Raw genomic sequence first — 26673 nt, forward strand, 5'->3', positions numbered from 1 at the left:
TTGTTGATTTTTTGAGTTAATATTGTTTTGTTTTGAGTTATTACTGTCTGTTGATCAGGAAATTGATCATGCCACGCATGAGTGTATTGCGCTTTTTATCGCTTTTGATGCATTCGAAGGGGAATCCCATGGTCAAGGCGCGATAGTCGTTGCCTTGATAGGCAACAGCTGCCGTTTGACCGTCTGCATAGCGCATGGCGGCAAAGGATTTCCCTACGGGGTTTATCACGTCTGCTGCCGTTGCCGCATAATGCTCTTCGTTCATCTGATGGTAAAAATCGAAGGTGGTTCCCATGCCCGTGATGCTGTCGTTGGCAGCCTTGTAAGACGAGGCACTTTGGCATTTCAATACCTCTGCGAGCATGTTCTTGTCTTCGTCTGATTTCATATCAGAACCGACGTAGGCGCCGCTCACCAGTAGAGAACCGCCCTGGTTGGCGTACTGGCGCAACAGATGTTGCAGGGCGGGCTTCATGGTTTTATAATATACCAAACTGTGTGCATCGTCACGCTCCAGTCCTAATAGCAGGTCTATCATGTCGAATTGCTCCAACGGCAACTGTTTGCTTTCCACGGCTTTTACCGAAGCGCTGACGATATTGTATTTTCCTGCCGCAACAATCGCCTTGGCATGAGTTGAAACATAGTTGAAGTCGTTACCAGCCAAGAAAGTCCCAGCCATCTCGTCTCCGCTGTCGCCAAAGCTCCTGCTGTTATTGTCGAAATTCAACTGGCGTCCCATCCATCCAGGCATGCAACCTCTTGTTACTCCAGGGTCTTCGTCCAGGTCGAAACCCTGTTCGGTGTCAGAGAATCTCACTGCAGGTGAAGACAGTCGGTTGAATCCGTTGATGATGAGAATGTTTCCCTTTGCTTCAGGCTGATAGACAGCTGAAAGAGTCTCTGTTGTGAAACTCTTGCCGCCATCGTTGAAGGCAGCCACTTTGAAGTGGTAAAGCAATCCGGGTTCCAGTCGGACCTCGTAATTGTTTCTGCTGCGGACCACGGTACCATTGTCGAAATCCATACCTTCTATACCTTTATATATAATGTATCCAGAGGGCGAGGCTGTCTTCTCCTGTGGATCATCCACACCGTCCCATTCCAGACGCGCCATACCTTTGTTGTCAAGGCTGATGCGGAAATTGGTAGGAGCCAATGGGGTGACGACATATTCTTTATTGTGCATTTCACTCATGAAGCGCAACGTAGTCTTGTAGAGTGAACGTGCCAGCGTGAAGCGGAAATTGGGGTCGAGGGCATAGCGCATATCCGCAAAATTCTGGTGAGAGAGCGTTTCGATGATAGCACTCGGCACGTCGGGTTGACGGGTTTCAGAGTAGTTGCGGTCGTATATTTCACGACGGTTCCACTTTCCATACTTATACCGCATGTCAGTAACAATACCATCCAAAAGGGCATCGGCATAATCACGCGAAGCCAGTCGGGACACTTTGCTTCCCAGCAGTCCTTCGTTGAAATCGGTGGTACAGATTGACAGTGTGCCTATCAGACTTTGTCCGTCGCGACGGAGTCCTGCATCGGAATGGACAGCCAATGAGAGTTCTATGGGTACATGGAGTCCGGCACTATCGGGCATGAATGGTGAACCGCCCCCCAGATAGTTGACCATGTTGGATCTGGCGTTGATATCGTCGCCATAGTCATCCTGTCCGTTTTTTGAACTATAGACGCTGTATGGCATTCCTGCCCATTGGGCATAATAGCGTGCGCCTTCCAAAGCCCGAGGCATTCCGCTGACCCGATCTCCCCGTTGAATATTGCCCATTCCTCCGCCAAACCTGACAGCATCGGTTGTAATCACGCCGTTCTTGCTGCTGTGGTTGGTGAGGGTTATCCGGTTGAATTCACTATACCCTTTGTCAAATTCGAATGTTCCGAGATAGACCCATGTTCCTCCGCCCATGCGTTGGTTGATACGAAATTCAGTTCGTTCTCCTCGGTGCCATACGGTATAGTGAGCATCGTCAATACTGTTGGGTAATGTTTGATAGCTGACATAAACGGCATATTTTCCAGTACGGGGAAATTCGGGCTGATAACTGACAAGGGAATAGCGGGTTTTGCTGCCCGTCGTCTTCACCATGCGTGCTGTACCCGCCTGAAAGGGATTCTCCCCATCTACATAAGGCCCCTGGTGGAAAGCAAATCCGCTGTTGGGGGTGTTTTTCCATTTGTTGCTGGCAGTCGCTTCGATATAGTTGCGCTTCGAACCGTCGTTATCCACGATGATTTCTTCTTTCTGCCATACTCTTTCGCGCGGGGTAAACACAATGGCTCCTGCGTTTTCCAACATAGGAATGAGATAGGGCACTACGATGGTTTGCGTATATAAGTCCTCGCTTGTGGCGAAAAGGCGTGGACGTTGCCATTCCCATTCTTCTTTGGCAATGTTGTAATAATAGCCATGGCTTGCCCATAATGCCACATGACGTCCATCCAGACCATGTCGGATACTAATAGGTGAGGAAACGTTTCTGACCCATGGTGCTCCATGGTAGTCGATATTGTTCCATTGGCGCTTCTTATCCGGTTTTTCGCGTAGTCGGTTGGGGATGAGTTCGTGAATATCTCTGTTGTGGGTAAGTATCGAGAAACTGTAGTCCGCATACTGTCCAACCAACAGTTTTCGTACCTCCTGTTCGATACGTTCTACCGACTGCGGCGTGAATGCCTGTTCGGCAAACGTCTCATTGGCCAGTATCGTGATGTTTCTCTCAGTAGTATCAATTTCGCATGCAGACAGATGGGCGCGCCGTAAGAACTGCGCGCCAATGGGTTTGTAGTGAGAAAAATATGATTCTAAGCGATTACGTAATAGTGCATCGTCTGTAGTCTGTCCATATGTCCCTTTTGGCAGCATACAAACCAGCAATAGTATCAGCGTCAGTTTTTTCATCAGATGTCTCCTAAACAGAAATTCTCAGGTTTCTTACCTTGGAAATCTTTGAAATATATTTTTATTTCATGCATCTGGTCGTCAATATTGCCATTAGGAATAATGGTCTTGGTGCACTGGATGCGTCGTTTCTTGTAATCTACTCCATAAAGCAGAATAGGTATTCCTGCTTTCAAAGCAATATAATAAAAGCCTTTCTTCCACTCTGGATTGGGCGATCGTGTTCCCTCTGGTGTAATGGTGAGATGAAAACATTTTGATTGCTTGGCATATTCTGCCAAGTTATCGGTCATGCTTGTGTGTTTTGAACGCCATACAGGAATGCCTCCCATACGTCGGAAAATAGGTCCCAGAGGCCAGAAGAACCATTCTTTCTTCATGAGAAAGTTACTGCTGATGCTATTTGCTCCAGCATACAGTTGTCCAATAAGAAAGTCCCAGTTGCTGGTGTGTGGAGCTAAGCAAATGATGTATTTGTCGGGGTGGGGTTCTGTGACATCTGCAGTCCACCCCATACGTTTATATAACAGCCAGTTACAGAATGATTTCCACATATTCATTATTTAGAGATTGCTGATTTGATCTGCTATTTCAAGGACAGAAGTCTTGAATTGTATTTTGAGGTCTTTGAAATATTTGCCTTTGCTCATGCCTGGTTCTGGATGAGAAATGCGGCTGAGCGTATTGCTTTGCATCTTGTCTATTGTCTCTAGAATATTTGCTAAAATTTTATCGTCATGGGTATTGCCATAAAGTGAAGCGGCAATAAAATCGATGTAAAGTTCATCACAGATCAGATTGACGTTCTTTTTTAGTGCTCTTTTGTTTGCCATAATATTCCTCCTTTGTTTTTTTGTGATTTATTTTAATTTTTGTTCAAAGATACAGATAATATTCTAATTTACAATCTTTATCGTTTAAAAAAATATTAAAAATGTGTTTTTTGCCATTTTAATTCTTATTTTTTGAAGAAAATGACTACTTTTGTAACCCAAAAAAGAGTTCATTATTCAAAAAGTAAATAAAATCAACTTATGGAAAAAAGTGCATTGCAAATTGCAAGAGCTGCGTATCAGCCCAAATTACCCAAGGCTCTTCAGGGTGCTGTAAAAGCTGTAGAGGGTGAACCAACACAATCAGTAGGAAATCAGGATGAGATCAAGGCATTGTTCCCTAACACTTATGGAATGCCTGTAATTACCTTTGAACCAGGTGAAGCCACACAGCTGCCTGCATTTAACGTAGGTGTTATCCTTTCTGGTGGTCAGGCTCCTGGCGGACACAATGTTATTTCTGGTCTTTTTGACGGTGTTAAGTCTCTTAACCCAGCAAATAAACTGTATGGATTTATTCTTGGTCCTGGCGGTTTGGTTGACCATAATTATATGGAAATAACAGCCGAGATCATGGACAACTACCGTAATACCGGTGGTTTCGATATTATCGGTTCTGGACGTACCAAATTGGAAAAGGAAGATCAGTTCGAGAAGGGTATTGAAATCCTTCGGGAGCTTGGCATCAAGGCTTTGGTTATCATTGGCGGTGACGACTCTAATACAAATGCCTGTGTTCTTGCAGAGTATTATGCTGCAAAGAAATACGGCGTACAGGTAATTGGTTGTCCTAAGACTATTGACGGTGACTTGAAGAACGCTCAGATTGAGACCTCGTTTGGTTTTGATACCGCTTGTAAGACCTATAGTGAACTCATTGGTAATATTGAGCGTGACTGTAACTCAGCCCGCAAATATTGGCACTTCATCAAACTGATGGGTCGTTCTGCTTCACACATTGCTTTGGAATGTGCACTTCAGACCCAGCCAAATCTCTGTCTGATTTCAGAAGAGGTAGAGGCTAAGGAAATGTCACTTGACGATGTTGTAACCTACATCGCAAATGCAGTGGTAGTCCGTGCCAACGAAGGTAATAACTTCGGTACCGTACTTATTCCAGAAGGACTTATCGAGTTCATTCCTGCTATCAAGAAACTGATTGCCGAACTGAACGAAGTACTGACTGATCCTGCAACAGGTGAGCCTCGCGTATTTGCTAATGCAGAAGAACAGATTTCTTTCGTAAAGAACGCTATTGCCAAGGACAACCTCGCAGTACTCGAATCACTTCCTGCAGACGTGGCTCGTCAGCTTTGTCTCGACCGCGACCCTCATGGAAACGTTCAGGTGTCATTGATCGAAACAGAGAAGCTCCTCTCTTGCATGGTTGAGGCTAAACTTGATCTTTGGGCGAAAGAGGGTAAGTACAATGGTAAGTTTGCTGCACAGCATCACTTCTTTGGTTACGAAGGCCGTTGCGCTGCTCCATCAAACTATGATGCAGACTATTGCTATTCACTCGGTTTCAACGCTTCACGCCTGATTGCTAATGGCAAGACTGGTTATATGTCAATCATCAAGAACACAACAGCACCTGCAGAACAATGGATTGCCGGTGGTGTGCCCATCACTATGATGATGAACATTGAGCGTCGTAATGGTAAGAACAAGCCCGTTATCCGCAAGGCTCTTGTAGAGCTTGATGGTGCACCATTCAAGTTCTTTGCCGCTCATAGAGCGCAGTGGGCTAAAGAGACTGCTTATGTTTATCCCGGCCCAATCCAGTACTGGGGTCCATCAGAAGTATGTGATCAGACAACCAGAACACTGGCTTTGGAGCAGGCTTAATCTGATTTATGCCGACTTCACGTAGAAAGCAACATAAAAGACGCATATCGAGTCCTGTCCGCCGCAAGCGGCCAGGGCTCTTTGTGCGTTTGTTACGTCGTCTTCCAGGATGGTCCTGGTGGTTAGGCGGATTCTTACTTGTAGCGGCGTATATTTGGTTTTTCTACTATATCTTTGTTGGACCCTTCGGCTTCCGATGGCGTGCACTCTATGGTGACGTCAATTACCCTGAAGGTTATGAAATTCACGGTATCGACATCTCTCATCATCAGGGAGAGATTGACTGGGACGAACTTCGTGACAATGGAATGATAGATAAATACCCCATCCGGTTCGTTATGATCAAAGCCACAGAAGGTGCCAGTCTGATAGACGAAAACTTTCATGATAATTTCGAACAGGCTCGAGAACACGGCTTTACACGAGGCGCCTATCATTTCTATAGTGTTCGGTCATCGGCAAAAGACCAAGCCGAGCATTTTATCAGCGAAGTGAAACTGGAGAATGGCGATTTGCCACCGGTATTAGACGTAGAGAAGAAACCAAACACTCAAACCGACCAAGAGTTTAAGGAGAGCATTCTACTCTGGTTGCAGCTGGTAGAACACCAATATGGTGTGAAGCCCATCATCTATACTTATTATAAATTTAAGATGCGTTACCTCAGCGACCCCGTCTTCGACCAATATCCCTATTGGATTGCTCACTATTATGTGGACAAGGTGGAGTATCAAGGTAACTGGAAGTTCTGGCAACATACCGATGTGGGACGTTTGCCGGGCATTAAAGGGGATGTTGATTTCAATATCTACAACGGTTCTTATTACGACTTACGCAAACTCACTATCGGTGCACGTGAGCAGATAGGAGAAGAGGCCTATCAAGATAACTGATATAATCCATAACTATACATCAAACAAAATATCTATGTCAAACGAAGTTAAAATACAAGACCTGACACTGAGACAGGCTGCCGAAGAAGGTATGGATGCCTTCGTCGATGCTTTCGTCAACGCCATACACCAAGCCATAGGAGGACAGCTTACAGCAGATAATATGGGCATGCTCAATGCAGACCAAATAACCCTGTTGGCGTGGAATGCACTCCATGAAGAGGTAATGGACGGTGGTTTTGTACAGCTCATCCACAATGGTTACGGACCTTTTATCTTCAAAAATCCATTTGCCAAGGCCATCAAACAGTGGGGACTTCGTGACCTCTCCAAACTCATATACGATGCACATACGCTCTATGAGAAATATCATGTTACCATTGAGCGGGAGTGCAGTGAAGAGGAGTTTATGGCACTTTTTGAGCAAATGCCGGAGTTTGATGACCTTGACGATACTTTTGTAGAAAAGGAAGAAGAGTGGACCTCAGAAATTGCAACATATATAGACCAACACATCGATCATTTTGTCGTTGTGACAAACGAATGAGAAGATTGCTATGAATAAGGACGACGAGAAAATACGTAAGAAAAGTCCTGTGCAGATAAGAAACAAGAAGGCTTCGTTCGAATACTTCTTTATTGAAACATATACCGCAGGAATCGTACTGACAGGTACAGAAATAAAGTCTATCAGACTTGGTAAAGCGAGTCTGGTAGATACCTATTGCTTTATACATAATGGAGAAATATGGGTCAAGGGCATGAATGTGTCACCTTATTTCTATGGTTCATACAACAACCATGAGATGAAACGAGACCGCAAACTCCTGCTTACCAAACGTGAGATACAGAAATTGCAGTCTGCCACCAAACAGACGGGTTATACTATCGTGCCACTTCTCGTGTTTATTGATGAACACGGACGCGCTAAGATGGATATTGCACTCTGTAAGGGTAAAAAGGAGTTTGACAAGCGTCAGACCCTCAAAGAGAAAGAAGACCGCAGGGAAATGGACCGTGCAATGAAACACTACTAAATGACAACACTCAAAGAAATTGCCAAACAACGCATCCTTGTGCTTGATGGAGCTATGGGAACGATGATTCAGAAGTATGAACTTACTGAACAGGACTTTCGTGGAAATATCTATACCAACCAACGTGGACAGATGCGTGGGAATAACGATATCCTCTGTCTGACACGTCCTGATGTGATAGAGGATATTCACAAAAAATATCTTATTGCAGGGGCTGATATCATCACGACAAATACTTTCAATGCACAACGTATTTCGCAGGCGGACTACCACATGGAAGACCGTTGTCACGAAGTGGCCCTTGCCGGTGCTCGTATCGCCCGACGTATGGCAGACGAATTTTCCACACCCGATAAACCACGATTCGTGGCTGGTAGTGTGGGACCTACCAATAAAACCTGCTCAATGTCTCCCGATGTCAGTAATCCTGCCGCCCGCGAATTGACTTACCCCCAACTCTATGATGCCTACGTAGAGCAGATGGACGCACTTGTTGAGGGTGGGGTGGATGCTATTCTCATCGAAACGGTATTTGATACGCTGAACGCTAAAGTGGCTATAGATGCTGCCATGGCGGTAATGACACAACGCAATATCGAACTGCCTATCATGGTTAGCGCTACCGTGAGCGACCTTGCAGGACGAACGCTCAGCGGACAAACACTTGAGGCTTTCCTTGCCAGCATCAGCAGTTACCCTATCTTTTCGGTAGGTCTCAACTGCTCTTTCGGTGCAGACCAGATGATAGGATTCCTTCGCCAACTGGCACGACGTGCTCCTTATTATATTAGTGCCTATCCCAATGCAGGACTCCCCAACTCAATGGGACTCTATGATGAGACTCCTGAGTCCATGGCTCCGAAGATTGGCGCTATGATTGACGAGGGACTTGTCAATATCATCGGCGGATGCTGCGGTACTGACGAACACTTCATTGCCGAATACCTCCCGCTTGTTGCTGGAAAGACACCGCATCGTCCGGCTGAAGCGTCTCCCTATATGCAACTGAGTGGACTTGAATTGCTGGAGGTGACTCCAGAGGTCCATTTTGTCAACGTTGGTGAACGGTGTAATGTGGCAGGATCGCGTAAGTTCTTGCGACTCATCAAAGAGAAACAATACGATGAGGCTGTTGCCATTGCCCGCAAACAAGTGGAGGATGGGGCCTTGGTCATTGACGTCAATATGGACGATGGACTGCTTGATGCGAAGAGCGAAATGGTCAATTTCCTCAATCGCATTGCGTCAGAGCCCGATATTGCTGCAGTTCCTGTGATGATCGACTCTTCAGATTGGCAGGTGATTACTGCCGGACTGCAATGTGTACAGGGTAAATCCATCGTCAACTCCATTTCGCTGAAAGAAGGAGAAGAGGTGTTTATACGCCATGCACAGGACGTCAAACGCTATGGGGCGGCAGTTGTGGTGATGTGCTTCGATGAACAAGGTCAAGCGACCAGTTTTGAGCGACGTATTGAGATTGCAGAGCGGTCATATCGTATTCTTACAGAACGTGTTGGATTTAATCCGCTCGATATAATCTTCGACCCTAATATTCTGGCTGTGGCAACAGGTATGGAAGAACATGACAGTTATGCGCTCGACTTCATCCGTGCTGCCGAATGGATCAGGAAAAACCTTCCTGGTGCCCATGTGAGCGGGGGTGTCAGCAATCTCTCTTTCTCCTTCCGTGGAAATAATTACATCCGCGAAGCCATGCATGCGGTATTCCTCTATCATGCCATTCAACGGGGAATGGATTTCGGTATTGTCAATCCTGCCACGAAAGTGCTCTATTCCGATATTCCTGCCGATGAACTGAAGGTTATTGAGGATGTGATTCTTAATCGTCATGCAGGAGCTGCCGATGAACTCACGCAGTTGGCAAACAAACTCTTGGAACAACAACAGGCCCTCAAAGCACAGACACCTGCTGATGCCGCAACAAACCAACGCAAAGAACAATGGCGTGAAGGGAATGTGGAAAGTAGGTTGCAACAGGCGTTGATAAAAGGTGTGGGCGACTATCTTGCCTCTGATCTGGAAGAAGCACTGCAACAGTACGCACGTGCGGTAGAGATCATCGAAGGACCGCTAATGGCGGGTATGAATGAGGTGGGACGACTCTTCGGACAAGGCAAGATGTTTCTGCCACAGGTGGTAAAAACTGCACGAACCATGAAACAGGCTGTGCAGATTCTACAACCCTATATCGAACAAGAGAAGGGCGATAGCGACCGTAAGGCAGGAAAAGTATTGTTAGCTACGGTCAAAGGCGACGTTCATGATATTGGTAAGAATATCGTAGCGGTCGTCATGGCTTGTAATGGTTATGATATTGTAGATATGGGTGTCATGGTTCCTGCCGAACAGATTGTGGCGAAAGCCATAGAAGAGGGCGTCGATATGATAGGACTCTCAGGACTGATAACACCCAGTCTGGAAGAGATGGTCAACGTGGCGCGTGAAATGCAACGTGCAGGACTTCATATCCCGATCATGATAGGTGGAGCCACAACGAGCGAACTCCATGTGGCATTGAAGATTGCACCCGTCTATGGAGGCCCTGTGGTGTGGATGAAGGATGCTTCGCAAAACGCAACCGTTGCTGCCCGCTTGATGAGCGAAACCGAAAAGACTCAGATCGTCAACGGACTTGACGAGCGTTACCAACACCTGCGCGACGATTATCAACAACAACAGCAACAACTGCTTTCGCTCGACGAAGCGCGTAGTCAGAAAAAAGATTTCTTTAATGATACTGCACAATGAGCAATATGAGAAAAAACATTATCCTCCTCGGCATCATGTGTATGCTGATATCTTTAGGACTGTCGGCACAGTCTGTAAAACGTGAATTCCGTGGCGCATGGATTCAATGTGTCAACGGACAGTTTCAAGGCATGGGAACGCAACAGATGCAGAAAACACTTGCCTACCAACTGGATGAACTGCAGAAAGATGGTGCCAACGCCATTATATTTCAAGTTCGTCCAGCATGTGATGCACTCTACGAAAGCAGCATAGAGCCATGGAGTCATTTTCTGACAGGAGTACAGGGAAAAGCACCTGTGCCTTATTGGGATCCTTTGCAATGGATGATTGATGAATGTCATAAGCGGGGCATGGAACTCCATGCCTGGATCAACCCATATCGTGCCAAGACTAAGTCGTCTTACATGTTGGCTTCAAACCATATCGTGACAAAACATCCAGAATGGAGCTTTCGCTATGACGGATTAGTGGTGATGAATCCTGCTCTTCAGGAGAATCGTGATTATATCTGTAAAGTAGTTGAGGACATCGTGAAACGTTACGATATCGACGGACTTCATATCGATGACTATTTCTATCCTTATCCTGTGGCAGGAGTGGATATTCCTGATGACGCACAGTATAAGGCTGATCCCCAAGGCTTCAGCAATCGTGGTGATTGGCGACGCTATCAGGTTGACCTGTTGATAGAGCAACTCAACACAACGATCCATCGGGTCAAGCCATGGGTGAAATTTGGAGTGAGTCCTTTCGGCATCTATCGTAATAAAGCGAACGACCCAGAAGGAAGCCGTACACGCGGTCTTCAAAACTATGATGATCTCTATGCCGATGTCATCAAATGGATAGACAACGGATGGGTTGATTATACAGTTCCACAGCTGTATTGGCAGATTGGTCATCCTGCGGCTGATTATGCCGAACTCGTGAAATGGTGGAATGATCATGCCGCTGCGCGTCCGCTATTTATCGGCGAGGATGTGGAGCGTACCGTGAAGTTTCCTGACCCGGAACAACCCAGTCGCAATCAGTTGCCTGCCAAGATGAAATATCATGCAGAATTGCCTGGAATACAAGGTACGGTGTTGTGGTATGCGAAAGCTGCCGTAGATAATGTTGGCAACTATGGCACCAATCTTCGACAGGTGTATTGGAAGAAACCCGCACTTCAACCCCTTATGCCCCATCTGTGTGATAAGGCTCCTAAAAAGGTACGTAAACTCAAACCTTTACGTATTGCCAACCAGCAGGTGCTTTTCTGGACACCACCCAAGGGTAAGGCATGGCAGAATGAGGCTGTACGCTATGTGGTATATCACTTTGCAAAAGGCGAACCGGTCAATCTCGATGATGCCTCACATATCGTTTGCATCACAGCTGATTGTCATCATGAGATTGTTGGAGAACCAGGACGATATGTCTATTATGTAACGGCACTCAACAGACTTGCTAACGAGAGCCGTCCCGTAAAAGCTAAAGTTACGGTGAAAGAGAAAGAACCTCAGAGCTAACGCGCTTTGGTTCTTTCTTTCGCTTGTACCAAGGTACTTTCGTTCGGGAATAAAAAAAGAAAACGTGTTTTTCTTTTTGTATTCCGCTCACTTATTCGTACCTTTGCAGAAAAATATAATCTATCAGAATTAACAGAATTATGAAACCTACATTATTCTTATTGGCTGCCGGAATGGGAAGTCGTTACGGCGGACTCAAACAACTTGACGGACTGGGACCTAATGGTGAAACCATTATGGACTATAGTATCTATGATGCCATACAAGCCGGATTTGGCAAAATCGTATGGGTAATCAGAAAAGACTTTGAAGAGCAGTTCCGTACACAGATTCTTGCTAAGTATCAACATAAGGTTCCATGCGAACTCTGCTTCCAGGCACTTGACGCATTACCCGAAGGCTTTAGCGTTCCAGAAGGACGACAGAAACCATGGGGTACCAATCATGCCGTACTGATGGGTAAGGATGTTATCAAAGAACCATTCTGTGTCATCAACTGCGATGACTTCTATAATCGCGACGCCTTTATGGTCATCGGAAAGTTCCTTAGCGAACTGCCTGAAGGTGCTAAAAACCAGTATGCTATGGTTGGATTCCGCGTAGGAAACACCCTGAGCGAGAATGGTACCGTAGCACGCGGCATCTGCTCTACCGATGCAGAAGGACATCTGACAACCGTTGTTGAACGTACCGAGATTGTACGTTGCGCAGAAGATGGTTCAAATGCCGGTGCAGTAACAGAAGCCATCCGCTATAAGGATGAAAATGGTAAATGGATTGAAGTAGCAGACAATACTCCTGTGTCAATGAACATGTGGGGCTTCACTCCCGACTATTTCAACTATTCACAGGATGAGTTTAAAGCATTCCTCTCAGATCCGAAGAACATAGAAAATCTGAAGGCAGAATTTTTCATTCCATTGATGGTCAACAAACTCATCAACGAGAAGACTGCTACCGTTAAGGTACTAGACACCACCTCTAAGTGGTTTGGAGTGACCTACGCAGCCGACCGTGAAGATACCGTGAAGAGAATTAAGAAACTGGTAAATGAAGGTGTCTATCCTAACAAATTGTTTTGATGCTGAATAACATTATGACTGAAGGGGAGTGCAGTAAACTGCGCTCCCTTATACATCATGCCAACAACATCGTTTTATGCTGTCATGTCAGTCCTGATGGTGACGCCATAGGTTCGGTATTGGGAATGGCAGAAGTTCTCAAGTGCATGGGCAAGGAACCCGTAATGGTGGTACCTGACCAGTTTCCAGACTATCTGCAATGGTTGCCTAATACCGAAAAGATAGTACGCTACGATAAGCGAAGCGATTATGTCGATATGGTGTTGAAAATAGCTGACCTTGTAATCTGTCTCGATTTCAACGCTCTGTCTCGTACCGACGATATGGAAGCCGCCCTGGAGGCATGTACTGCACCCCGTGTACTCATAGACCATCATCTCAACCCCAGCATAGCGTGTCAGGTCTGCGTGTCCCATCCCAATATGTCATCTGCCAGCGAACTTGTGTTCCGTGTGGCTTGGCAGTTGGGACTGTTTGAACAGCTCGGACGCCATTTTGCAACAGCCGTCTATTGTGGCATGATGACAGATACAGGAGGGTTTACTTTCAACTCCAACTCGCCTGAGACATTTTATATCATCAGCCAACTCCTGACCAAGCACATCAATAAGGATAAGATTTATCGTAATGTCTATCATAATTACAGCGAGTCGCGCCTGCGCCTTGTAGGCCATGTGTTGTGCAATCGCCTCGTGGTTGATGCTAAGCGTCACGCTGCCTATTACACCCTCACGCGTGAAGACCAAAAAAACTTCAACTTCATTAAAGGAGATGCGGAGGGAATTGTTAATATGCCATTGCAAATTAAAGGATTACGACTTTCTATCTCGCTTCGAGAAGATACTGAGAAACCCAATCTCGTTATGGTAAGCCTTCGCTCGGTTGATGATTTCCCATGCAACTTGATGGCTGCCGACTTTTTCAACGGGGGAGGACACCTCAATGCCTCAGGTGGCAAGTTGCATTGCACCATAGAAGAGGCCGTGAAAGTGGTGGAAAGAGCTTTTTTGGCATACGAAGACAAGTTAAAGTAGTCTAAACGTGACAATAATTGCGGAATAATTCGTAATTTTGTGCCGATAAACCCAATAGTAACAACAAAGAATGAAAAAAACATCCTATCTGATGCTACTGGCGATGGTCGTATCGCTCTTTGCAGCTTGTAACGACTATGAAACCTATAGCGACTTGAAAAAGAAGGAACGACAGGCTATCAGCAAATTTCTTGTCGATTCGGCTATCAACGTCATTAGTGAAAAACAGTTTGAAGAACAAGGACAAACCACTGATCTTAAGAAAAATCAATATGTGTTGCTCGACAAGAGTGGCGTCTATATGCAGATTATCCGTAAAGGCTGCGGACAGCAGGTAGAGAGTGGAAAAACCGTCAACGTGCTCTGTCGCTTCTCTGAAACAAATATCCTGACCGACTCTATGCTCATCCGCAACGATATAGTAGGAACCATCTATATGAATGGTCAGTATATCGACGTGTCACAGTATGTGGATAAGATGACCGTACAGCGCAATGGAAGCACCTTCCAGGCATCCTTCGTTTCGGGCATGATGCAACTCTACCACGGCACATCTTCCGTACCCTCCGGATGGCTTGTCCCCTTGCTTTATATCAACGTAGGACGCCCCCTCCAGGAAGGTGACGAGATTGCTAAGGTGAAACTTATCGTACCCCATTCACAAGGCACACAGACTGCCAGTCAGTCGGTTTATCCTGCCTTTTACGTCATTACCTATCAACGAGACAATTAAAATCACACTAATATAAACCAACATCATGACACTCATCAAGTCTATCTCTGGTATCCGTGGAACTATAGGAGGTCCCACAGGCGATACGCTTAATCCTCTTGACATTGTAAAGTTCACAACGGCTTATGCCCAGTTCATCAAAAAGCAGGGCAATAATGGTGCTAAAGCCGATTTCAACAACCATCGTCCAACCATCGTCGTAGGACGTGACGCTCGCATGTCGGGAGTAATGGTCGATAATGTGGTTTGTGGCACACTCATCGGTATGGGATTCGATGTGGTCAATATCGGTCTCGCCACTACACCTACCACAGAACTGGCTGTAAGCATGCTCGGTGCCGATGGTGGTATCATCATTACCGCCTCACATAATCCACGCCAGTGGAACGCCCTCAAATTGCTCAACAGCAATGGAGAGTTTCTTACCGCTGCCGATGGCGCTGAAGTGTTGGCAACGGCAGAAAGTGAGTGCTTCGATTATGCCGATGTAGATCACCTCGGTCATTATATCAATTGCGACGAAGCCGACAGTTGGCACATAGAAGAAGTACTTGGACTTGACCTCGTAGATCAGGAAGCTATCAAAAAGGCTGGCTTCAAAGTATGTGTCGATACTATCAATAGCGTAGGAGGCATCATTCTCCCTAAACTCCTTGATGAGCTGGGAGTGGAATACACCATACTTAATGGCGAACCTACAGGTGATTTCGCCCATAACCCCGAACCCCTGGAGAAAAACCTTCAAGGCATCATGGACGAGATGAAAACCGGTAAATACGACCTCGGTATTGTTGTTGACCCCGATGTTGACCGCCTCGCCTTCATCTGTGAAGATGGTCGTATGTTTGGCGAAGAATACACGCTCGTCAGCGTGGCAGACTACGTCCTGTCGAAGACCAAAGGCAATACCGTCAGCAACCTGTCATCCACTCGTGCCCTGCGCGATGTCACAGAGCGTCATGGAGGAACTTATTACGCATCAGCCGTAGGCGAAGTAAACGTGACTACCAAGATGAAGGAAGTAGATGCTGTTATTGGTGGCGAAGGAAACGGTGGAGTCATCTATCCCGAATGTCATTACGGTCGTGATGCCCTTGTAGGCATAGCCCTCTTCCTTACCTCTCTTGCCCAGAAAGGCTGTAAGGTTAGCGAACTGCGTGCTCAGTTCCCCGACTATCAGATAGCCAAGAATCGCATCGACCTCACTCCTGATACCGATGTTGACGCCATCCTCGTCAAGGTGAAGCAGATGTTCTCTGCCGACGCCACAGCCCATGTTAACGATATCGACGGTGTGAAGATTGATTTCCCCACCAAATGGGTACATCTGCGTAAGTCCAATACCGAGCCTATCATCCGGGTGTATAGTGAAGCCCCAACCATGGAAGAGGCTGACGAAATCGGCAAGAAGCTCATGCAGGTTGTATATGATATGCAATAAGCAATAGCATGCAACAATATAGAGTAGGAGAGAAGCATCGTTTCTCTCCTATTTATTTTTGCAAGTTCCCTCCCATTTAATGGCGCACCCGACAAACCAGGGGGATTAAGCATATAGCTTTGTAAGTCTGAAAAGAAAGAACTTTATATCCGTTACTCCCCTTGAAGCAGCTCTAAACGCCTTAATTTTAGCATTGAATGACTCTGCAAAAGCATTAGTTGCCCTGTTGACAAAGAAGTTCAAGACTTCATCATAATGCTCGTAAAGCGTGGCGGCAATAACATTGAAACTCTTAAAGACAGAGTCGTCCACTTTGTTATACCAGCGTGCAAGCGAGAGTCTTGCAGCATCTTTGACGGTATTCTTGGAAAATATCATTCTTAATGAATATGCGTAAGCGAATATGCTTCTTTAAGATCAGGATATGTTTCAAAGAGCACCTCAGCTCTTTGTCTCTGACTTTCTGTCCATTTGTCGGCAGATTTGAAAAGCAAATATCTGCTGCGAGCCAACAACTGCTTGTGGTGTCACCGTTTGCAAGCACAATTGGAGTGTATGCTTCACCCAAACATTTGGCCTCTTCCCTGGTGTCCGTGTCTGCTTGAATAGCGTCCCATCTATGCGCGATGCGCATCTCCTGCAAGGCATCACATGCAAGTTTCTGTATATGAAAGCGGTCTATGGTACGCATTGCATTCGGGAAACAGCGTCTGGCTATAAGTCGCATGGAATTCGACATGTCCATTGTTATCTCCTTAACCATCAGTCTCTTGTCCTCATCAATGCGCATAAGTGCTTCCGTGACAACATCTGCCGCCACACCTTTTACAATAGCAATGATGGTACCTTTACCCCCATGTGAAGATCTGTTGCTTACTATCGTGTACAGTTCACCGTTGCTTGGAGCCGTTTCGTCAATGCAGATGCTTTCACCTATGTTTTCGGGAAAGACAAGCCAGTCTTCTGCATGCGATAGTTCGGACCATTCGCGATAGCCGCTGAGCACTTCCTTGTATTGCTTTTCAAACGTATACCCGTTTATGTGATAATAGTGGTCAAGCGAACGGGAGGTCGTAGGAATCGTCTCCATACACTCCTTTTAAAAAAGCCGCAAACTCCTTGGAGTAGCGGGTTCCTTCAGCCTTCAGCTCATAAGAGTCGGAGAAGTATCGGTTATTCTGCTTGTCGTACCATTTGCGTCTTCTGACGATTAGATCAACACCTTTGTCGCGGATCGGGAAGTCACGTATAGTTACGGCCTCACAGAACCCTTTGAATTCAATCTCCGGGTTCTCTTTATATTCAGCCATAACCGATTCGTCAAGATAGATGCGAATAAGGGATGCCTCTTCTTCTACACGTACTACTTCAAAATTTGAAAGTATCTCTGATGGCAGTATCAACTGTGCCGATGTTAATAATCCTTGATTGTTCATGGTGCAAAGATATAAATTTTCTGTAGAATCAAAAAGCTTTCCCCCTAGGTTTATCGGGTGAGCCGTAATCCGTGTGGGCCATTAATCGGGTAGGTGAGATACAAAAAAAAAGAGAGAAAAATAATATTTTTCTCTCTTTGTACGCCTGCAGGGGTTCGAACCCTGGACACCCTGATTAAGAGTCAGGTGCTCTACCAACTGAGCTACAAGCGCGTTGTTTTCTTGTTTGCGGTTGCAAAGGTACGACGTTTTTTTTTCCCCACCAAACTTTTTTGAGTTTTTTTTTGAAAAAACATAAAAAAAGCCTCAAATTCATCATTTGAAGCCCTTTTCCACCATTTTATTTGGTGTTCTATTCGTTTCTTTTTAATCTTCTCCGCCGAAATCGGAAATACTTTCCGCCTCTTCGTCGGGATCACTTTCAATCTCAAAAGTGGTACGATAATTATCTTCGTTCATCACGTCATCGTCAAACGAATCGTCATCCTCGTCAGGACTGTTGTAATTGTCTTCAGGGATTTCGTCCTCGTCGTGAGTTTCAAATTTCATTCTTGGTTTAACAGTCTCTGGTTTAAGTTTTGCGAAGATCGCCTCAACCCATGTACCTTTTTCTACTTCAAGAACCTCAAAGCCATCAGCGACCTTCTTTTCATACATACCACCTTTCTTATGGAGTCTGTCTTTTGGCAAGGTAGTGGTAGAGATTTCAAAACCGCTTTCTATGATGTCTTGGATAGACTGTGACAGTGAGTCCCATCCACCTCCGAAATTACGTTCCAGCACCTCCATAAGTTTGGAAGCAGTAATGTGGCGGATATTTTCGTAGGTCAGGTCAGTAACGCGCATAATAGGGCGTTTACGGATGGCAATAATCATTTTTGCATTCTCATCGATAGAGAATGCTCCAACCTTATATCCTTGTTTCTCGTAGGCAGCGCGAATAGCAGGAGAGTCTTTCTTTATTTCTTCTACATTGAATGCAGAGCGTATGATGTCTGTGTAGCGACGGATATTTTCCTTGAAGTCGGGGTCTTTACTGCCGCCGTCCAAAATGCGGAAGATGTCGTTTTCCTGCACGTCCCATACCAAACTCTTAGTAAGTGCTTTCAGATTTAATGCTTTTTTCGTTGAAGAATCTTTCATATCTTTCTTTTTTCGTTTTTCTTAATTCGCTTGCAAAGATACGATATAGACTTTTAATATCCAAATTTTGAAGCAGCGAAAGCAAAGAGAACACACATTTTCTTTATGTACCTCTCATGTACCCTCCCTTTTTAACATCCCACAGATACCGCGGACTTTTATTTCTGATTTATGATCTGTGATTCTAGTTAAAGATTATTCTAAAGATTCTAGCGTAAGATTTACGTCATAGGTTGTTTTTATCTCATTCGGCAAAGAATAATTTTTGGTTTATTCTCTGCTCTCACTGCTCCATTGTAATAAGCAAATTTAAACCCACCAATTTTTCGTAAAGTTAACCCACCAGTTTGTTTTTTATTATTTTTACTGTTTTTATCGAAAATTGTCTATCTGTTCTCCATTCTATAACAGCTTCCCTTTAAGTTTATCACTTCACATTTGTACAGTCAACGATCCAACAATGCAGATGCTATTACTTCATCATCAAGTGTCTGTGCCCATTCTGTTGGAGATTTGTTTGTCGTTATGATTACAGAAGTTTAATGGTTTATTCTGTGTAAGGTGCAACCTTTTCGGAGGGAATACAAAAAATCCCGACCGCACCTATGATGGTGGGTCGGGAATCTATGTGGGAGACGGGGAGGGGGATACCTCCCGTTACCAGTTTAGCGAGTTACGGGAATCTTGTCAACACGCTTCTGATGGCGACCGCCTTCAAAAGTGGTTTTGAAGAATTCGTCCATAATCTTCTCCGCCATCTTGTTGTCGATGAAACGACCTGGCATGACCAGGACGTTGGCATCGTTGTGCTGACGGATGAGGTGGGAAATCTCAGGAATCCAAGCCAGTCCGGCACGAACACCCTGATGCTTGTTGAGGGTCATGGCAATACCTTCGCCTGAACCGCAGATGCCTATACCTGGATATACCTCGCCACTCTCGATGCCTTCTGCCAAAGCATGACCGAAGTCGGGATAATCGACGGAGGCGTCACTCCATGTGCCGTAGTCCTTATAGGCATAACCATGCTCTTCAAGATACTGAAGCACATACTTCTTGAGAGCGAATCCTGCGTGGTCGCATGCCACGCCAACTGTCTTTACTTCCATATTAATTGTGTTTTGAGATTGTTTATGCCAACAGGGCCTTCACCTGCTTATAGACGTTTTCGCCAGTATAACCGAGTTTCTCGTCGAGCACCTTGTAGGGAGCAGAGAAGCCGAAGCTGTTGAGCCCCCATACAGTACCGTCGGCTCCTACGAGACCTTCGAGGGTGACGGGAAGCCCTGCGGTCATACCAAACTTCTTCTTGCCTGCGGGGAGAACGCTCTCCTGATACTCCTTAGGCTGGCTGCGGAACAGACCTTCTGAAGGTACGCTGACTACGCGAACCTTCACGCCGTCTTTGCGCAACAGGTCAGCACCTGCCTCAAGGGTAGATACCTCAGAACCAGAAGCGAGCAGGATGACATCGTAGTCTTCGTCGCTACCTGCTACTACATAAGCACCCTTGGTGGCCTGGCTGTAGTCGTTGCCTGCGGGCAGCATGTCGATATTCTGACGTGAGAAGATTAGGGCGGTAGGAGTATCGGTATTCTCCATCGCCATGCGCCAGCATACGGTGGTCTCTTCTGCATCGGCAGGACGTACAACGAGTACGGAGTTCTTGCCGTGGTGGTTCTTGAGTTTCTCCATCAGGCGAATCTGTGCCTCTTGCTCTACGGGCTCATGGGTAGGTCCGTCTTCACCTACACGGAAGGCATCGTGGGTCCAGATGAACTTCACGGGGAGTTCCATGAGGGCTGCCATACGTACGGCAGGTTTCATATAGTCGGAGAATACAAAGAATGTGCCGCATGCAGGGATTACACCTCCGTGGAGAGCCATACCGATGCAGCAGCATGCCATGGTGAGCTCTGCAACACCAGCCTGGAAGAAGGCACCGCTGAAATCGCCACGTACGATGTCGTGGGTCTTCTTGAGGAATCCATCGGTCTTATCTGAGTTTGAAAGGTCGGCAGAGGCGCAGATCATGTTGGGCACCTGTTCTGCTAATACACCGAGTACGGTAGCGCTTGCACCACGTGTAGCTGCACCTGCCTTCTGCTGTACGAGACTCCAGTCAATCTTGGGAGCTTTACCGCTGAACCACTCTTCCAGGAGTTGAGCCTTTTCAGGATTCTCCTTTGCCCATGCAGCTTTCTGTGCGTAACGCTCTGCCACAATTTTCTTAAGTTCTTCTGCGCGTTTAGCGTACATCTCTTTCACTTCTGGGAAGATCTGGAATGGATTCTCAGGATCAGCACCAAGGTTCTTCATCGTGTTGACGTAAGCATCGCCGCCGAGTGGAGCGCCGTGGGTAGCACAGTTGCATTCGTAGCTGCTGTTGTCAGCCTTGCGAGCGCCCTTACCCATGACACAATGGCCGATGATCAGGCTTGGACGATCGGTTTCCTTCTGAGCATTCTTGATGGCTTCGCGAATCTGGTCAACGTCGTTACCATTGATCTTCTGTACGTACCATCCCCATGCTTCGTATTTCTTGGCGGTATCCTCATTGGTCACCACTTCTGTCTTGGTGGAGAGTTGGATATCGTTGGCATCATAGAACATGATGAGGTTGTCGAGTCCTAATGTTCCGGCAATACGTCCTGCGCCCTGTGAGATTTCCTCCTGTACACCACCGTCAGAGATGTAGGCATAGATGGTCTGTCCCATCACGTCGCCCATGCGTGCCTTGAGGAACTTGGCAGCAATGGCAGCACCTACGGCAAAGCAATGGCCTTGTCCGAGAGGTCCAGAGGTATTCTCGATACCACGGGCGATTTCGCGCTCAGGGTGACCAGGAGTTACGGAACCCCATTGACGGAGGTTTTTAAGGTCTTCAAGGGTGAACTTGCCGATGAGGGCGAGCTGTGAGTAAAGCATAGGAGCCATGTGACCTGGGTCGAGGAAGAAACGGTCGCGTCCTTCCCACTCAGGATGCTCTGGATCATATACGAGGAATTCGCTATAGAGGGTGTTGATGAAATCGGCACCACCCATAGCTCCTCCGGGGTGTCCAGACTTGGCTTTCTCTACCATTGAAGCTGCGAGAATACGAATATTATCTGCAGCCTTGTTCATGATTTTGTTGTCGTTCATAATCAATGTTTTATTTTGATAACGTTAGTTTTGTTGTAATATCACATGCAAATATACAGAAAAAATCCGAAAAGATTACTTTGTGTATTGCTTTTTTTGTGAATTTCCTAAATAAAGTCCTTTAATGTCGCTTATTTCAAGGTCATTACTACCAAACTCTTAGCAGGAATCTTCACCGAGAGCACGTTTTTCTTGAGTTTGGCTTGCTTGAAATCGGCAACTTTTACGCGGTCGGGGTGATCGAAATCGTTGAAGTCTGCTACGTTTTTAGCGGTAAGAATCTGTCCGTTGACGCTCTTGGCATTTGTACCTTCGAGGGCGATGTCGATCGCCTGTTCTTTGTCAAGGCTGACATTGGTAAGGGCAATGACAATCTGACCATCCTTGGTCTTGGCTGCAGAATAGGACAGCAAGGGCAGGTTGCGATAGCCATTAGCCTTCTGAGCATCCATAGGGGTGAAATACTCGTGGCGCACCTTCATGGTGTCGCAGGCTATTGTCATGGGCAGATAGGTGGCATCCTGGAAAGGAGCGTACATCTTGAAAACATAGTAGGTTGGGGTGAGTACCATGTGGCCTGTGCCTTCTTGGTCGGTAAGAATCATGGATTGCAGTACGTTGACAACCTGTGCGATATTCGCCATCTTCACACGGTCGGTATGACGATGGAAAACGTCGAGGGAGAGAGAAGCCACAAAAGCGTCGCGCAGGGCATTCTGCTGATAGAGGTGACCGGCGATGGTACCAGGTTCTTCGTCCCACCAGGTGCCCCATTCGTCAACCACAAGATCTACTCTATGGTTGGGGTCTTTCTCATCCATGATAGCTTTGTGCTTCTTGATGACCTCTTCTATCTCCAGACATTTGCCGAGTGCCCAGTAGTACTGGTCGTTGTCGAACTTGATAGCAGAACCCTTCGAACCATTCCAACCTGCCGCGGTATAGTAGTGGAGCGATACGCCGTTCATGCGTTCGCCGATGCGATCCATCAATACGCTGGTCCATTTGTAGTCGCAGTCGGAAGCACCACTTCCGATGCGGTAGAGGTGGTTGCCTGGTTGGTCGCGCAGGTAGGTATTGAATTTACGGAATTCGTCTGAGTAGTATTCTGGTGTCATGTTGCCACCACAGCCCCATGCCTCGTTGCCGATACCGAAATACTTCACGTGCCAAGCCTTGTCGCGACCGTTCTGGCGACGCAGACGTGCCATCGGAGTATCTTCGTTGCTGGTCATATACTCCACCCATTGTGCCATCTCCTTGACTGTTCCGCTTCCAACGTTACCGCTGACGTAGGGTTCGCAACCCAGCATTTCACAGAGGTTCAGAAATTCGTGTGTGCCAAAAGAGTTGTCTTCAATCGTTCCGCCCCAGGTGTTGTTGCGCAGCGAAGGACGCTTGTCGCGAGGACCGATACCGTCCATCCAATGGTAGTCGTCGGCAAAGCATCCACCAGGCCAACGGAGTACAGGAACGTTCAAGTCTTTGAGTGCTTCAAACACGTCTTTTCGGTAGCCGTTGATATTGGGGATGGGAGAGTTCTCGCCCACCCAGAGACCACCATAGATGCAAGATCCGAGATGTTCGGCAAACTGTCCGTAGATCTCACGGTTGATGGTGTTCTTACCTTGGTCGGTTTTGAGTGTTGCCTTGATGCTTTCTGCAGAAACCTGAGAAGCGCATAGGGCAAAGGCTGCTGATAGGAAATAATTGTAATGCATAATTAGTATTGTATTTTAAATTTGTATTGGATTTATTTTTTGTTTGCTGTGGCAGCCTGTTCTATGGCGAGACCGCTCTTGTAGTTTTCAATATAGGCATTGAATCCTGCCACGTCATGAGCGTCAGGAGCGATCTCCGTACCTGTATTGCCGTTGAATACCTTGTGCTCGAGATAGTCGGCAAGGGTCTGTTGCTTGTCGTTGTTGACCAGGTAGTCTGCCAAAAGGGCAATACCCCATGCTCCGCCTTCACCTGCAGTCTTCATGACAGAGATGGGAGAATTGATGGCTGCTGCCAATACGCGTTGCCCAACACCTTCGGTCTTGAAAAGTCCACCGTGTCCGGTGATACGATCTACCTTCACGTGTTCGTCGTTGAAAAGGATGTCGTTACCGATTTTCAATACTGCAACAGAGGCATAGAGGTTGGCACGCATGAAATTGGCTAATGAGAAATGGTCGTTGGCAGAGCGCACAAAGAGGGGGCGACCTTCAGCCAGTCCGGTTACCGGTTCGCCTGAGAAATAGTTGTAGGCTACAAGTCCGCCACAGTCTGCATCGCCTGTCATAGCGTGGTTATAGAGTTTACCGAATACCTCATTCATATCAACAGGTACGCCGAGCAACTGCTGGTACTCCTTGAAAATATTGACCCATGCGTTGAGGTCGCTGGTGCAGTTGTTGCAATGAACCATGGCGACGAGAGAACCATCAGGAGTGGTCACCATGTCGATCATCTCGTAGGGTTTGGAGAGTTCTTTCTCCAATACAATCATAGAGAACGACGAGGTGCCTGCACTTACGTTTCCTGTGCGTTGCTTGACAGCATTGGTGGCTACCATGCCTGTGCCAGCATCGCCCTCAGGAGGACATAAGGGGCATCCGGCCTTCAGATGACCCGATACATCGAGCAGACTGGCACCTTTCTCCGTCAGGCAACCAGCCTTTTCTCCTGCATTCAGCGTGGTGGGGAGGATGTCAAGTAATTGCCAGGGATAGTGCTTAGAGGCAACGAGGGTGTTGAACTTGTCAACCATGGTTGCGTCGTAGGTCTTGGTGTTGGGATCAACGGGAATCATACCTGAAGCGTCGCCGATGCCGAGTACAAATTCGCCAGTCAGCTGCCAATGAACATATCCTGCCAAAGTGGTCAGATATTTGATGTCTTTCACATGTGCCTCTCCATCGAGAATACATTGGTAAAGGTGGCTGATGCTCCAGCGCAAGGGAATGTTGTATTGAAACAGTTTTGAAAGTTCGGCAGCAGCCTTCTGCGTATTGGTATTGCGCCAAGTACGGAAGGGCACGAGTATCTGCTCGTCTTGGTTGAATGCCATATAGCCGTGCATCATAGCGCTAAAGCCAAGGCTTGCCAGCGTTTCCAATTCGACATCATATTCCTTGCGTACATTGGCACGGAGGTCTGCATAGCAGTCTTGAAGACCTTTCCAAATGGCGTCGATGCTGTAGGTCCACAGACCGTCAACGAGCTGGTTCTCCCATTCGTGAGCACCTTGTGCTATGGGGTGGTGGTTCTCATCGATGAGAACAGCCTTGATGCGGGTAGAACCAAACTCGATGCCGAGTACAGCCTTACCGCTTTCTATTGTTTGTTTTGCATTATTTGTCATTTTTCTACTGTTTTGTTAATGAAGGATGGGATCCATGAATTGTTGAAGTATGAAATCTATTGTTTCTTCTTCTGGCCATAGTAGGCATTGGGACCATGCTTGCGTGAGAAATGCTTTTCAACGAGCAGGGGATTCATCGTGGTGTCGGGATTGACCGACAGAGAGATGAATGCCATTTTTGCCACTTGTTCCATCACTACGGCGTTATAGACTGCCTGGTCGGCATCTTTACCCCATGAGAAAGGGCCATGGTTCTTGACCAAGACACCAGGGGTGTGGACGGGATTGATATTACCAGAAGAGATGCGGTTGACGATGACAACACCAGTATGGTATTCGTATTCTGCCATCTGGTCGGCTGTCATATCGGCAGTACACGGAATATCATCGTGGAAATAGTCGGCATGGGTAGTACCGATATTGGGAATGTCGCGTCCTGCCTGTGCCCAAGCGGTGGCATAGGTAGAGTGGGTATGGACTACACCTCCGATTTCAGGGAAGGCACGGTAGAGTACCAAATGGGTAGGAGTGTCGGATGAGGGGTTGAGGTCACCTTCCACTACTTTGCCGCTGTGGAGATCTACAACAACCATATCGGATGCCTTCATGGTGTCATAGCTGACTCCAGAGGGCTTGATGACTACCAATCCCTTTTCGCGGTCGATGGCAGAAACGTTGCCCCACGTGAAAATCACGAGATTGTGTTTCACAAGGTCGAGATTGGCTTGGAATACTTTTTCTTTCAGTTCTTCTAACATGATGTTTAGATTTATAAATTAGACAAGGATAACTGTGTCGTGTGGCACAGCAATCCTATAGTTTGAAATTAGGATCTTCGTTGTACGCTTTCTTGTTGAAACGGTAGAGATAGGCGCCACGACGTGAACTGGTCTTATCTATCAGTTCTGTCTTCTCGATGAAGTCCATTTCCTTCACGCGCTTACGGAAATTGCGCTTGTCGAGTTCCTCGCCGTTGACAGCTTCATACAGATGTTGAAGTTGGGTAAGGGTGAAGAGACTCGGTAACAGCGTGAAGCCAATTGGTGCGGTGCGAATCTTTTCTTTCATGATGCGACGTGCCTTCTCCACCATTATTTTATGGTCAGAATAGAGTGGGGGGATATTGTCTATGCTCACCCATTCCACGCCATGCTGTTCGCGCAGTTCGTCGTCGTATTGTTTGACGTTGATCAGGGCGTAGTAGGCAATAGAGACCACACGTTCACCTGGGTCACGGTCAACACTACCGAAAGCGCCTACTTGACGCATATATACATTGCGCATACCGGTAAGTTCGTAGAGCACGCGGTCGGCAGCTTCGTCGATGCCCTCATCGAGGTGGATGAAGCCTCCGTAGAGACTCCATTCACCACGCCCAGGATCCATCTGACGTTTGCCGATCAGGATCTTGAGTTCGTTCTGGTCGAATCCGAAAATGATACAATCGACCGATACGAGGACTTTTGTTTTATCTTGATAGAAACTTGTCAT

The 26673-nt window shown here is 46.7% G+C and carries 22 protein-coding genes, 1 tRNA gene and 1 pseudogene; 10 read left to right on the top strand and 14 right to left on the bottom strand.

The genetic code is table 11. The features are described 5' to 3' along the window. Window positions 1-40: 40 nt before the first annotated feature. From CIK88_RS05455 to CIK88_RS05465, 3 genes are read right to left on the bottom strand one after another with little or no spacing between them, the layout of a single operon-like run. Window positions 41-2920 carry a xanthan lyase gene (locus CIK88_RS05455; protein WP_094435082.1) on the bottom strand — a complete coding sequence of 960 codons (2880 nt, stop codon included), beginning with the start codon at window positions 2918-2920 and terminating at the stop codon, window positions 41-43. Then, on the bottom strand, window positions 2920-3474 hold the full coding sequence (locus CIK88_RS05460; protein ID WP_094435142.1) for a 1-acyl-sn-glycerol-3-phosphate acyltransferase: 555 nt from the start codon (window positions 3472-3474) through the stop codon (window positions 2920-2922). Before CIK88_RS05460 ends, CIK88_RS05455 begins: the two co-directional genes overlap by 1 nt. A 9-nt stretch (window positions 3475-3483) precedes the next feature. Further along, window positions 3484-3753 carry a hypothetical protein gene (locus tag CIK88_RS05465; RefSeq protein WP_094435084.1) on the bottom strand — a complete coding sequence of 90 codons (270 nt, stop codon included), beginning with the start codon at window positions 3751-3753 and terminating at the stop codon, window positions 3484-3486. Between the two features lie 201 nt (window positions 3754-3954). On the opposite strand from CIK88_RS05465, the gene CIK88_RS05470 reads away from it, so the two are divergent. The 10 genes from CIK88_RS05470 (at window position 3955) to glmM (ending at window position 16107) form a co-directional block, all read left to right on the top strand. Further along, window positions 3955-5601 carry a diphosphate--fructose-6-phosphate 1-phosphotransferase gene (locus CIK88_RS05470; protein WP_094435086.1) on the top strand — a complete coding sequence of 549 codons (1647 nt, stop codon included), beginning with the start codon at window positions 3955-3957 and terminating at the stop codon, window positions 5599-5601. 8 nt (window positions 5602-5609) lie between these two features. Beyond that, a complete protein-coding gene (locus CIK88_RS05475) occupies window positions 5610-6494 on the top strand; it encodes a glycoside hydrolase family 25 protein (RefSeq protein ID WP_094389477.1) in 885 nt (294 codons plus the stop codon). Between the two features lie 34 nt (window positions 6495-6528). Continuing rightward, on the top strand, window positions 6529-7041 hold the full coding sequence (locus CIK88_RS05480) for a DMP19 family protein (RefSeq protein WP_094435088.1): 513 nt from the start codon (window positions 6529-6531) through the stop codon (window positions 7039-7041). A gap of 10 nt (window positions 7042-7051) precedes the next feature. Further along, complete coding sequence (gene smpB, locus CIK88_RS05485; RefSeq protein ID WP_094389475.1) at window positions 7052-7531, top strand: SsrA-binding protein SmpB; 480 nt, start codon at window positions 7052-7054, stop codon at window positions 7529-7531. Beyond that, a complete protein-coding gene (gene metH / locus CIK88_RS05490) occupies window positions 7532-10303 on the top strand; it encodes a methionine synthase (protein WP_094435090.1) in 2772 nt (923 codons plus the stop codon). A 5-nt stretch (window positions 10304-10308) separates the two neighbouring features. Beyond that, window positions 10309-11817 carry a glycoside hydrolase family 10 protein gene (locus CIK88_RS05495; protein ID WP_254046237.1) on the top strand — a complete coding sequence of 503 codons (1509 nt, stop codon included), beginning with the start codon at window positions 10309-10311 and terminating at the stop codon, window positions 11815-11817. A 140-nt stretch (window positions 11818-11957) separates the two neighbouring features. Next, the gene (locus CIK88_RS05500; RefSeq protein ID WP_094435094.1) at window positions 11958-12899 is read left to right on the top strand and encodes a nucleotidyltransferase; all 942 of its coding nucleotides are present in this window, start codon (window positions 11958-11960) and stop codon (window positions 12897-12899) included. Beyond that, window positions 12899-13933, top strand: a complete 1035-nt coding sequence (locus CIK88_RS05505; protein WP_094389471.1) for a bifunctional oligoribonuclease/PAP phosphatase NrnA — start codon at window positions 12899-12901, stop codon at window positions 13931-13933. The genes CIK88_RS05500 and CIK88_RS05505 overlap by 1 nt, the downstream gene beginning before the upstream one ends. 70 nt (window positions 13934-14003) lie before the next feature. After that, entirely contained in the window at window positions 14004-14666 is a 663-nt protein-coding gene (locus CIK88_RS05510) for a DUF4827 domain-containing protein (RefSeq protein WP_094435096.1), read from the top strand. 25 nt (window positions 14667-14691) lie between these two features. Beyond that, the gene (gene glmM / locus CIK88_RS05515) at window positions 14692-16107 is read left to right on the top strand and encodes a phosphoglucosamine mutase (RefSeq protein ID WP_094389469.1); all 1416 of its coding nucleotides are present in this window, start codon (window positions 14692-14694) and stop codon (window positions 16105-16107) included. A 105-nt stretch (window positions 16108-16212) separates the two neighbouring features. Here glmM and CIK88_RS05520 read toward each other — a convergent pair. From CIK88_RS05520 to CIK88_RS05570, 11 genes and pseudogenes are all read right to left on the bottom strand, one after another. After that, window positions 16213-17197: pseudogene (locus CIK88_RS05520) on the bottom strand (transposase). Then, window positions 17163-17543, bottom strand: coding sequence for a hypothetical protein (locus tag CIK88_RS05525; protein WP_094435098.1), 381 nt, complete (start codon window positions 17541-17543; stop codon window positions 17163-17165). Before CIK88_RS05525 ends, CIK88_RS05520 begins: the two are co-directional and overlap by 35 nt. 140 nt (window positions 17544-17683) lie before the next feature. Continuing rightward, window positions 17684-17756, bottom strand: a tRNA-Lys gene (locus tag CIK88_RS05530). A gap of 153 nt (window positions 17757-17909) precedes the next feature. Next, the gene (locus tag CIK88_RS05535; RefSeq protein WP_094435100.1) at window positions 17910-18686 is read right to left on the bottom strand and encodes a hypothetical protein; all 777 of its coding nucleotides are present in this window, start codon (window positions 18684-18686) and stop codon (window positions 17910-17912) included. Window positions 18687-19132: 446 nt separating this feature from the next. Next, on the bottom strand, window positions 19133-19216 hold the full coding sequence (locus CIK88_RS12720) for an ATP-binding protein (protein WP_336410092.1): 84 nt from the start codon (window positions 19214-19216) through the stop codon (window positions 19133-19135). Between the two features lie 135 nt (window positions 19217-19351). Further along, window positions 19352-19795 (bottom strand): RpiB/LacA/LacB family sugar-phosphate isomerase, encoded by a 444-nt coding sequence (locus tag CIK88_RS05545; protein WP_094390335.1) that lies wholly within the window; start codon window positions 19793-19795, stop codon window positions 19352-19354. 22 nt (window positions 19796-19817) lie between these two features. Beyond that, window positions 19818-21830, bottom strand: coding sequence for a transketolase (locus CIK88_RS05550; protein WP_094435102.1), 2013 nt, complete (start codon window positions 21828-21830; stop codon window positions 19818-19820). 131 nt (window positions 21831-21961) lie between these two features. Next, window positions 21962-23551 (bottom strand): alpha-N-arabinofuranosidase, encoded by a 1590-nt coding sequence (locus CIK88_RS05555; protein WP_094390337.1) that lies wholly within the window; start codon window positions 23549-23551, stop codon window positions 21962-21964. A gap of 32 nt (window positions 23552-23583) precedes the next feature. Continuing rightward, window positions 23584-25182: a xylulokinase gene (locus tag CIK88_RS05560; RefSeq protein WP_094435104.1), complete on the bottom strand. Its 1599-nt coding sequence runs from the start codon at window positions 25180-25182 to the stop codon at window positions 23584-23586. Window positions 25183-25238: 56 nt separating this feature from the next. After that, window positions 25239-25940 carry an L-ribulose-5-phosphate 4-epimerase gene (locus tag CIK88_RS05565; protein ID WP_094390339.1) on the bottom strand — a complete coding sequence of 234 codons (702 nt, stop codon included), beginning with the start codon at window positions 25938-25940 and terminating at the stop codon, window positions 25239-25241. A 55-nt stretch (window positions 25941-25995) separates the two neighbouring features. Beyond that, complete coding sequence (locus tag CIK88_RS05570) at window positions 25996-26673, bottom strand: NUDIX domain-containing protein (protein WP_094390340.1); 678 nt, start codon at window positions 26671-26673, stop codon at window positions 25996-25998.

Source organism: Prevotella sp. P5-50 (assembly GCF_002251295.1).
Taxonomy (GTDB): Bacteria; Bacteroidota; Bacteroidia; order Bacteroidales; family Bacteroidaceae; genus Prevotella.

Coding starts and splice junctions, on each gene's coding strand:
- CIK88_RS05455 (WP_094435082.1), bottom strand. CDS start 2,920: ATGAAAAAACTGACGCTGATACTATTGCTGGTTTGTATGCTGCCAAAA.
- CIK88_RS05460 (WP_094435142.1), bottom strand. CDS start 3,474: ATGTGGAAATCATTCTGTAACTGGCTGTTATATAAACGTATGGGGTGG.
- CIK88_RS05465 (WP_094435084.1), bottom strand. CDS start 3,753: ATGGCAAACAAAAGAGCACTAAAAAAGAACGTCAATCTGATCTGTGAT.
- CIK88_RS05470 (WP_094435086.1), top strand. CDS start 3,955: ATGGAAAAAAGTGCATTGCAAATTGCAAGAGCTGCGTATCAGCCCAAA.
- CIK88_RS05475 (WP_094389477.1), top strand. CDS start 5,610: ATGCCGACTTCACGTAGAAAGCAACATAAAAGACGCATATCGAGTCCT.
- CIK88_RS05480 (WP_094435088.1), top strand. CDS start 6,529: ATGTCAAACGAAGTTAAAATACAAGACCTGACACTGAGACAGGCTGCC.
- smpB (WP_094389475.1), top strand. CDS start 7,052: ATGAATAAGGACGACGAGAAAATACGTAAGAAAAGTCCTGTGCAGATA.
- metH (WP_094435090.1), top strand. CDS start 7,532: ATGACAACACTCAAAGAAATTGCCAAACAACGCATCCTTGTGCTTGAT.
- CIK88_RS05495 (WP_254046237.1), top strand. CDS start 10,309: ATGAGAAAAAACATTATCCTCCTCGGCATCATGTGTATGCTGATATCT.
- CIK88_RS05500 (WP_094435094.1), top strand. CDS start 11,958: ATGAAACCTACATTATTCTTATTGGCTGCCGGAATGGGAAGTCGTTAC.
- CIK88_RS05505 (WP_094389471.1), top strand. CDS start 12,899: ATGCTGAATAACATTATGACTGAAGGGGAGTGCAGTAAACTGCGCTCC.
- CIK88_RS05510 (WP_094435096.1), top strand. CDS start 14,004: ATGAAAAAAACATCCTATCTGATGCTACTGGCGATGGTCGTATCGCTC.
- glmM (WP_094389469.1), top strand. CDS start 14,692: ATGACACTCATCAAGTCTATCTCTGGTATCCGTGGAACTATAGGAGGT.
- CIK88_RS05525 (WP_094435098.1), bottom strand. CDS start 17,543: ATGAACAATCAAGGATTATTAACATCGGCACAGTTGATACTGCCATCA.
- CIK88_RS05535 (WP_094435100.1), bottom strand. CDS start 18,686: ATGAAAGATTCTTCAACGAAAAAAGCATTAAATCTGAAAGCACTTACT.
- CIK88_RS05545 (WP_094390335.1), bottom strand. CDS start 19,795: ATGGAAGTAAAGACAGTTGGCGTGGCATGCGACCACGCAGGATTCGCT.
- CIK88_RS05550 (WP_094435102.1), bottom strand. CDS start 21,830: ATGAACGACAACAAAATCATGAACAAGGCTGCAGATAATATTCGTATT.
- CIK88_RS05555 (WP_094390337.1), bottom strand. CDS start 23,551: ATGCATTACAATTATTTCCTATCAGCAGCCTTTGCCCTATGCGCTTCT.
- CIK88_RS05560 (WP_094435104.1), bottom strand. CDS start 25,182: ATGACAAATAATGCAAAACAAACAATAGAAAGCGGTAAGGCTGTACTC.
- CIK88_RS05565 (WP_094390339.1), bottom strand. CDS start 25,940: ATGTTAGAAGAACTGAAAGAAAAAGTATTCCAAGCCAATCTCGACCTT.
- CIK88_RS05570 (WP_094390340.1), bottom strand. CDS start 26,673: ATGACAAGTTTCTATCAAGATAAAACAAAAGTCCTCGTATCGGTCGAT.